Here is an 8,682-nt window from a genome sequence, read left to right as displayed (position 1 = left end):
GTCTTGTGCTTTGACGGGCGTGCCGACCAACAGGTCAAGATCCGGGGCCACCGCATCGAGCCCGGCGAGATCGAGCACACCCTCCTCCAGCACCCCGACGTCCACAACGCCGCCGTGACCGTCCGCGACGGAGCGCACAGCCGTCCGAGACTCGTCGCCTATACCGTCCCGGCCGTGGTGCCGGAGGACCCCGACGGCCTGGTCACCCGGTTGCGCACGTACCTGTCCGCACATCTGCCGGCTCCCCTGGTCCCCGCAGATCTCGTGATCCTCGACGCCCTGCCCCTCACATCCAGCGGCAAGGTGGACCGGTCCGCCCTACCGGAGCCCCCGCTTCTCGGACGCGCGGCTCTCCATCCGCCGCACACCGCGACCGAGAAGGCCCTGCACACTCTGTGGACGGAGACACTCGGCACCGACCGCATAGGGATCACCGACGACTTCTTCGCTTCCGGCGGCGATTCTCTGCTGGCGGCCGGACTGCTCAGCCGCATCGAGGAGTTGACGGGACTGAGCCTGCCCGTCCGTGCCGTGTTCGCCGACCCCACGGTCGAAAGGCTCGCCGCCCGCCTGGACCATATGCGTCGCGTCCAGCCGCCCGATCAGCCGGCGGTCCGCTTGAACGAGGACGTGGGAGTGCCGCCCGCGTCCTCCTTACAGGAGCGGGTCTGGCTGCTGGAGCAGTTGAACCCCGAGTCCGCTCTGTTCAACATGCCGACGGCGCTGCGACTGCGCGGCTCGCTCGACCGGCACGCGATGCGCCAGGCTCTTGCACTCGTCATCGCCCGGCATGACATCCTGCGCACCAGCTTCGTCGAGGCCGACGGCCGTCTGGTCCAACTGGTGGCCGACCAGGTGGCGCTCCCGCTCGTCGAGACGGACCTCACAGGAAAGCCGGCGTCCGAGGTGGCCCGGTGCTTGCAGGAAGCGGCTGCATGTCCCTTCGACCCCTCATCGCCCGTGCTGTTCGCCGCGACGCTGCTACGTATACGCGAGGACGATCACATCCTGGTGCTGGTGCTGCACCACGCCGTGGGTGATGCATGGTCCGTGCGCGTGCTGTTCGACGAGTTGTCCGAGGCCTACCGGGCCGTCAGCGTCGGCCGGTCGCCACGGTTGCCGGAACTGCCCGCGCAGTTCGCCGAATTAGCCGCTCAGGAACGCCAGCAGCAAGGGAGCGAGGAGCGACGGACGCACCTTGCGTATTGGCGCGAGGTTCTCGCTGGGGCGCCCGCGGTCCTGGAACTTCCCCTGGACAAACCCCGGCCCGCGGCGATGTCCCACCGCAGCGGACACGTGCCGTTCCGCCTCCCGCTGGAAGTCTCGCGGCGAGCCGCGGAATTGGGCCGGGCGGAAGGTGCGACACCCTTCATGGTCCTGCTGTCGGCTTTCGCCGTGCTCCTCGCCCGCTACAGCGGCGAGCGGGACCTCGTCATCGGCACCTCGCCGGTCAGCAGGCCGTACCACGCGGAGCACCTGATCGGCCCCTTCGTCAACACTCTGCCTCTGCGCGTGGACATCGGGGAACGGCTGGACTTCCGGGGGCTCGTCCGCCGGGTCCGGGAAACCACGCTCGACGCACTGGCCGCCATGGACGTGCCCTTCGAACAGATCGTCGAGGAGACGCGAGCGCAGCGTTCCCCCAGCGTCCCGCCGCTGGTCCAGATCACTTTCAACCTCCACCGCGATGGCCGGACACCACCCCGGTTGCCAGGCCTTCAGGCGGACATGCTCACGGTGGACAGCGGAATGAGCCAGTTCGATCTGGAACTCGCCCTGTGGGAGGACGTCGGCGGACTTTATGGAGAGTTACGCCACAACCTCGACATTCTCGAAGAATCTACCGCCGAACGACTGGCCGACTCCTACACGCGCCTGATCACAGCGGCCCTTGATGACCCTGATCGCGACGTCCTGGCACTCCCCCTCCTCAGCCCGGCCGAACGCCGCCAGCTCCTCGATGACTGGGCGGTCGGCGCCCCGAGCCCCATCGGGCCGCTGGTGCCACGGCTGTTCGCCGAGCAGGTCGGCCGCACTCCGCACCGCACCGCAGTGGTCTCGGGCCGGGAGGCCATGTCCTACCAAGAGTTGAACCATAGGGCCGACCGCCTCGCCCTCCGGCTGCGCGCCCGCGGTGCGGGACCGGAGACGGTCGTCGGCGTCTGCCTGCCCCGCACTGGTGATCTACTGGTGGCGCTTCTCGGCACTCTCAAATCCGGAGCAGCGTATCTCCCGCTCGACCCCCGGCATCCACCGGCACGGACTGCCGGACTGCTCTCCAGCGCGAGAGCGATCGCGGTCCTGGCCAATGGGCCGACGATCGACGCGGTCGCCGAGTCCTCCGTCCCTGTCATCATCCCAGACATGGACGCCGAGGCACCCGATGAGGAAGCGGGCGACCTGCAACGGCAAGTGCGGGAGCTGCCGGAGCCGCACCCGGCGAGCCTCGCCGCGCTCATCTACACCTCCGGGTCGACCGGCAGCCCCAAGGGAGTCACGGTCACACACGGCGGACTTGCCAACTACCTTCGATGGGCCGGTACGGCCTACTCCGGTGCAGGGTCCGGACTGACACCGGTGGCCACCTCGGTGGCCTACGACATGGCCGTCACGTCACTGTTCACGCCGCTCATCCGCGGCGGCACCGTCGAGCTCCTTGAAACGTTCACCGACGACCCGCGGGCGGGCGCCGACCTGCTCAGCCGAGCGCGACCGCCCGGCATGCTCAAACTCAGCCCCTCCTATCTGGACATGCTGCTGTCCGGGCGGGCCGCGGACGAGCCGGTCGGCTGGCCGGAGACGCTCGTGGTGGGGGGTGAGCGCTTCTCCGCTGACGTGTTGGAACCCTGGCGGGACTCCGGGGCACCGGTCGAGGTGTACAACGAATACGGCCCAACGGAGACCGTCGTCGGCGTCTGCGTCCATAGCTGCTCGCTGGCCGGGCTTCCTTCGCCGGGCGAGGCTGTACCTATCGGCAGACCCATCGCCGGTGCACGGGTGTACGTTCTCGACGGCCGTCTGGAGCCCGTCCCGCAAGGGGCGCCGGGCGAGTTGTACATCGGCGGCCCGGGAGTCGCCCGTGGCTACCTGGACAAACCCGGCCTGACAGCCGCCAGGTTCGTGGCCGACCCCGTCAGCGGTACGGCGGGGGGCATCCTCTACCGGACCGGGGATCTCGTCCGGTACCGCCCTGACGGCACGCTGGACTTCCTCGGCCGGCGGGACGAGCAGATCAAGGTGCGGGGCTTCCGGCTCGAACCAGCGGAGATCGAGACAACGCTGCAACGCCATCCCGCGGTGCGTCAAGCAGCGGTCGGCACCGGCACCGTACGTGCCCCGCAAGGGCTCACCGCGTACCTGGTCCACGGAGGCGGCGCACACCGACCCAGCGCGGCCGAACTGCGGGGCTTCCTGCGTGAAACGCTGCCCGAGCACGCGGTCCCTGCCGCGTACGTCTGGCTCGGCGCTATCCCATTGACCCGTAACGGAAAGGTCGATCGGACGGCACTCGCCGGGGCCCGTGGGACCGCGGCAGCCTCCTCTGCGCCCGAGCCTCCGCGCGGACGTTGGGAAGAGGCTCTGGCCGACGTGTGGCGGCGGGTGCTGGAGCGGGACGACGTGGGCACCGAGGAGAACTTCTTCGATGCGGGTGGCAACTCCCTGCTCGCAGTGCGGGTCCACCGGGAACTGCTGGCGAGCTTCGGCCAACTTCCGCTCGCCGCCGTGTTCCAGCATCCGACAATCCGATCCCTTGCGGGATTCCTGGAGTCCGGAGAAGGCACGGGAAGGGCGTCGGCGCGGGGCTCCGAACGCGCGAGCGCCCGCCGGGCTGCGCGTGGCAGGCGCAGCCGACCCACGGACCCCAGGACAGGAGCCGATGACGATGGCAGTTGAGCACCCGCCCATGGCGCCAGACGCGATACACAACGCCGCGAACAGCACCGGACCACCTCGTACCGACGAGGAGATCGACGGCCGGATCGCCGTGATCGGACTGGCATGCCGCTACCCAGGAGCGCGGGACGCCGAGGAATTCTGGTCCGGCCTGCGCGCAGGCGTGGAATCGATCTCCCGCTTCGCTCCGGCGCCGGGAGCCGACGCCCGCACCGTCCCTGCCGGGGGCGTCGTCCCGGACATCGACCGATTCGACGCCGCGCTCTTCGGCCTCAGCGCGCGTGACGCCGCACTCCTCGATCCCCAGCAGCGGATCCTGCTCGAATGCTGCTGGGAGGCCCTGGAGACGGCGGGCTACGACACCCTGCGCTACCCCGGGACCATCGGCATCTTCGCCGGGCAGGCGACCAGCGCCTACCTCCGGGTCATCCAGGACTGGGCCGGGTCAGGCGACCGGATTCCGGCCAGGCGGGTCGAACTCGGCAACGACAAGGATTTCTGCGCCACCTCGGTCGCCTACCACCTGGACCTGCGAGGGCCAGCCGTCGGCGTGCAGAGCGCCTGCTCGACCTCGCTGGTGGCCACGCACCTGGCGGCGCAGAGTCTGCTGGGCGGTGAATGCGACATGGCGCTCGCCGGCGGCGTGTCTCTGCGCATTCCGCAGGAGACCGGCTACCTCGCCGAGCAGGGCATCAAGTCCGCAGACGGCCACTGCCGCGCATTCGACAAGGATGCGAGCGGGTCAGTGCCCGGCGGCGGGTGCGGAGTCGTCCTGCTCAAACCGCTCGCAGCCGCACTCCGCGACAACGACCCGGTGCGGGCCGTCATCCTCGGATCGGCTGTCAACAACGACGGTGCCGCCCGCGTGAGTTACACCGCGCCCGGCGTCGAAGGACAGGCCGCGGTTGTCCGTGAGGCGCTCGACATCGCAGGCGTCGCCCCAAGGACCGTCTCCTACGTCGAGGCCCATGGCACCGGTACCCCGCTCGGCGACGTGATCGAGGTGACCGCGCTCACAGCCGCCTTCGACTCCGCCGACGATCCGCCCGGCTGGTGCGGGCTCGGCTCGGTGAAGACCAACATCGGCCACGCCGACGCGGCGTCGGGGGTGGGAGGACTCATCAAGACCGTCCTGGCCCTGGAACACGAACTCATCCCGCCGACCCTCCATCACCGCACACCCAACCCCGCGATCGACTTCGCCAGTTCACCGTTCTACGTCGTGACGTCGGCCACTCCCTGGCCGCGTTCGGCTGCGGCTCCCCGCCGAGCCGGGGTCAGCTCGTTCGGCATGGGTGGAACCAACGCCCACGTCGTCGTCGAGGAAGCGCCCAGGGCCGACGCGTCCCCCGTACGGCACGACGCCGCCGAAGTCCTGCTCCTGTCGGCCCGAACCCCGGACGTGTTGGACCAGATCGCTGACCGGCTCGGCGACTTCCTGCACCGCCACCCGGAGACCGCTCTGACGGATGTCGCGCACACGCTGCGCGTCGGCCGGCGCTTCCTGCCGTACCGCGCCGCCGGAGTCTGGTCCAATACGGGAGAGGCCGCCCGAGGACTGCGGGCGCGTCTGCTGACCCGGGGACACGCACGGGACTCGGTCCGGCAGGTGGCGCTCGTCCTCGCCGACCCAGATCGGGCGTCCGGCGGCGCACCCGCTCGGCAGGCGCCGCGTGTCGTCCCGGAACTGCTGACTGCCGTTGCGCACTGGGCACCAGCCTTCGCGCCGGAATACGCCCGACTCGCTACCGTCGTCATGGACGAAACCGGATGTGATCTCCTGGGTGACGGCCGGCTGCTGCTGTTCGCCGCGCAGTTGGCTGCGGCCCGGCAACTCGCCGCATGGTCTGTCGGGTTCGGTACGGCGACTGGGACCGGCGCCGGCGCCTGGGCCGCCGCATACCTGGCCGGGGAAACCGACCTGAGGCGGGCGGTCCGTGCGGTGGCCGATGGCGTCCCGGCCGCACCCGGGCCACGGGGTGCCGGTTCCCTGCCGACCGCGGGGCCGGGAGGTCTCGTGGTGGCCCTGGGCGGGCCTGCCCCGGACGGCCGGGCAGCCGACGTCGTGGTTCCACTGCGGGACAGGAGCGCGGAACAGACCCGCGGAGACCTGTACACAGCCCTGGGGTTTTTGTGGACCCAGGGCGCTGCGGTGCCGCAGGCCGACGAGACCCGTGGCGGCGAGCGACCGCGCCGTGTCCCGCTGCCCGGCTATCCGTTCGTCCGTGACCGCCACTGGCTCGACCCGAAGCCCACCGCCACCAGCATGCGGCAGGTACTGCTGGGTCAACTCGACGGCATGCGCCGACAACTCGCCGACCTGTCCGCAATCCAGGACTCCGATGAGAGCAGGCATCCCCATGCGCACTGACCGGGCGCAGATCGTCCCAGCAACGGACCAGCAACGGGCGGTCTGGATCGATGACGCGCTGCGAGGCCCCAACTCCACGGCATACGCCTGCATGATGGCCGTCGAACTGGAAGGGCCGCTGCACGTTTCTGCCCTCCTCACGGCGATCGACGCAGTCATGGAACGACACGAATCGCTGCGCGCCACGTTTCCCACTGCGGACGACGTGCGCATCCACGACGACCTGCAACTCAACGTGCCTCTGCTGGATTTCTCGCACTACCGCAGCGAAAGGCAGGCAGTCGCCGTGCGCGCGTGGTACGCCGCAGAGCGCTGCGGTACGTTCGATTTGACGAACGGGCCGCTGGTGCGGTGGCACATCCTGCGGCTTGCGGATCGCACCCACCACCTTGTCGTCAGCCATCATCACATCGTGGCCGACGGCTGGGCCGGGGACGTACTTCTGGGAGAGCTGGGCCACATCTACCGCTCCGCGCGGGACGGGCGCGACAGCCCGCTGGAACCTGCTCCACGCCTCAGGTGGCACAGCGAGCAGCTCACGGCGGAAGAACAGTCCCCGGAGTTCGCCCAGGCCCGCGCCTACTGGCTCGCGCGCTTCGCGGACGGCTTCCCGCACGTCCGCATGCCGGTCGATCCTTCCGCCGCTCCTTCCAGCGAGGCGGGCGGTGAAGGCAGTGCGGCTCGGATACGGCTCCCACTGGCTGCCGAACTCGTTCAGGACCTGCGCCGGATCAGTGCTCGCCGCTCCGCCACGCTGTACATGACCTTGCTGGCGGCGTTCCGGGTGTTCGTCGCGCGCATCACAGGCGCCGAGGACCTTGTGGTGGGGAGCTCGCACCTCAACCGGCCCACCGCCGAGGAGCGCGCCCTGGTGGCACATCGCGCGAACGTCCTGTGCCTGCGCGAGCCACGCTACGATCCGTCCGCCACGTTCGACTCGTTCCTCGACGCGGTGCGCGACGACGTCCTGTGCGCCGACGAGCACAGCCGGTTCCCCTTCTACAGGCTGCGGACCGAGTTCGCGGCCACCGAAGGACGGCGTGGGCCCGTCACCGCGGTCTTCAACATGGAACGCGAGGACGTCACCGCCGATTTCGGCCCGGTCGTCACGGTGCGCCCAGTACCGATGGACGCCCTGCCGGGCACGCCGTTCGACATCACCGTGACGGCACTCCAGACCGGGCGGGAGGTGTTACTGGAGCTGATCTACCAACCGGGTGTCCACGGGGAGCCGACCGTCCGCCGGTGGCTGGATCAGTACCGCCTGCTGCTGGAAGGCGTGGCCAGGAACCCCACCGAGCAGGTCGCCAGGCTGCCGATGCTGACGGCCGCGCAGCGGCGGGACGCCGTCGAGTCCTGGAACCGCACGGCCCGTCCGCTACCCACCGGACAGGCCCTGCACCACCTGGTGAGCAGCCACGCGGCGCGCACCCCGCAGGCCCCCGCCATCGTCACCGCCGGCCGCAGCCTGACCTATGCCGAACTCGACATCACGGCCAACCGGCTCGCCGCGTACCTTCTGGACAGAGGTGCCTCGCGGGAACGCGCCGTCGCCATCGCGCTTCCGCGAGGGCCCGAGCTGATCGTCAGCATGCTGGCCGTGCTCAAAGCGGGGGGCGCATACGTACCGCTGGATCCCGCACATCCGGCGCGACGACTCCTGCACATGCTCGACGACTCGGGTGCGGACCTTGTCGTCACTCGACACGGGCTGCTTCCCGACACCGTGACCGCTGGACGCACTCTCGTCGAACTCGACCGGGAAGAGGCCGGCATAGCCGTACAGGCCGAGGACGCCCCTGATGTGCCGGTACACGCGGACAGCCTTGCGTACATCCTTTACACCTCCGGCTCCACCGGCGAGCCGAAGGGCACGATGGCCAGTCACCGCAACGTCATCGGACTTGCTTTCGGCCTCGACCACCTGCAGCTCGGCCCAGAGCGGCGCGTGCTGGCAGCCGCACCGGTCGTCTTCGACGCGTCCACCTTCGAGATCTGGGGTGCGCTGTTGCACGGTGCGGCCTGCGTCCTGTACCCGGCGGCGGCCCCTGACCCCGACGAACTGCTGGCCGCAATCCGGGACCGGGAAGCGGACACGGTCTGGCTGACCTCGGCCCTGTTCAACACACTCCTCGATGTGCGATCAGAGCCTTGGCCGTCCCTGCGACACCTGGTGGTCGGCGGCGAGGCCCTGTCGGTCACTCATGTACGGCGGGCACTCGATCTCCTGCCGGACACGGTGATCACGAATGGCTACGGCCCCACTGAGAGCACGACCTTCGCCTGCTGCCACGAAATACCTCGGGACCTGCCGGTGTCTGCTGTCTCGGTGCCGATCGGGCGGCCGATCGGGAATACGCGGGCGTATGTGCTGGGCCCGGATCTGGAGCCGGTACCCGCCGGTGCGGTGGGCGAGC

Annotated in this window: 3 protein-coding genes; all 3 read left to right on the top strand. The window is 69.8% G+C overall.

From position 1 onward, the window contains the following. Positions 1-3 precede the first annotated feature (3 nt). Positions 4-3,894 carry a non-ribosomal peptide synthetase gene (locus IH54_RS0137905; RefSeq protein ID WP_052398337.1) on the top strand — a complete coding sequence of 1,297 codons (3,891 nt, stop codon included), beginning with the start codon at positions 4-6 and terminating at the stop codon, positions 3,892-3,894. After that, positions 3,884-6,265 (top strand): type I polyketide synthase, encoded by a 2,382-nt coding sequence (locus IH54_RS0137900; protein WP_159012354.1) that lies wholly within the window; start codon positions 3,884-3,886, stop codon positions 6,263-6,265. The genes IH54_RS0137905 and IH54_RS0137900 overlap by 11 nt, the downstream gene beginning before the upstream one ends. Further along, positions 6,255-8,682 (top strand): non-ribosomal peptide synthetase (locus IH54_RS0137895; RefSeq protein ID WP_031525904.1); only part of this gene is annotated, 2,428 nt, incomplete at its 3' end. The genes IH54_RS0137900 and IH54_RS0137895, both read left to right, overlap by 11 nt.

Origin of the sequence: Streptomyces sp. NRRL F-5123, assembly GCF_000721495.1 — a bacterium.
Classification (GTDB): Bacteria; Actinomycetota; Actinomycetes; order Streptomycetales; family Streptomycetaceae; genus Actinacidiphila.
This window is presented reverse-complemented; position numbering and strand designations above follow the sequence as displayed.